The sequence below is a fragment of the Shewanella sp. 10N.286.51.B2 genome, from assembly GCF_041469265.1.
GTDB lineage: Bacteria > Pseudomonadota > Gammaproteobacteria > Enterobacterales > Shewanellaceae > Shewanella.
This window is the reverse complement of the sequence record NZ_JBFRKH010000109.1, coordinates 1-1009: the sequence shown is the minus strand read 5'-3', so window position 1 is coordinate 1009 and position 1009 is coordinate 1. Positions and strand designations below refer to the sequence as shown.

Genomic DNA, 1009 nt, shown 5'->3' with positions numbered 1-1009 from the left:
TACAAGGTCAGTTTGGTACTCTATCAATCAATGAATTAGGTCACTGGACCTACACCGCTGACAATTCTCAGACAGCGATTCAAGGCCTTAAAACAGGTGAATCAGTTACTGATACAGTGTTAGTTCATAGCGTTGATGGCACAGAGCAAAAAATCACTGTGACCATTAACGGCACTGATGACAAAGCGGTGATTGCGGGTACTTCAACAGCACAGCTAACTGAAGATAAAGACGTACACGGTGGACAACTCCGCGTTGACGGGACGTTAACCGTAACAGATGTAGACAACAATCAAGCGCAGTTCAACGCTGAAAGCCTACAAGGTCAGTTTGGTACTCTATCAATCAATGAATTAGGTCACTGGACCTATACCGCCGATAACTCTCAGACAGCCATTCAAGGTTTAAAAACAGGTGAGTCAGTTACTGATACAGTATTAGTTCACTCGGTTGACGGCACTGAGAAAAAAATCACTGTCACCATTAACGGCACAGATGATAAAGCGGTGATTGCGGGTACTTCAACAGCACAGCTAACTGAAGATAAAGACGTTCACGGTGGACAACTCCGCGTTGACGGGACGTTAACCGTTACTGATGTCGATTCAGGACAAAACCAATTCCAAGCCACCTCACTACAAGGTCAGTTTGGTACTCTATCAATCAATGAATTAGGTCACTGGACCTATACCGCCGATAACTCGCAGCCGAGTATTCAAGGTCTTAAAACGGGTGGAACCGTTACCGATACAGTATTAGTTCATTCGGTTGATGGCACTGAGCAAAAAATTACAGTCACCATCAATGGTACTGACGACAAAGCCTTGATTGCGGGCACCTCAACCGCCAACTTAACTGAAGATAAAGACGTTCATGGTGGACAGCTTCGCGTCGATGGTGCGCTGACGGTAACGGACCTCGATGCAGGTCAAAGCCAATTTACCGCCACCTCACTACAAGGTCAGTTCGGCACTTTATCAATCAATGAATTAGGTCACTGGACCTACAC

1 protein-coding gene is annotated in these 1009 nt (G+C 45.7%); it reads left to right on the top strand.

What is annotated here, in order from left to right:
* A partial coding sequence (locus AB4140_RS19540; protein WP_372002293.1) for a VCBS domain-containing protein occupies positions 1 to 1009 on the top strand: 1009 nt, incomplete at both ends.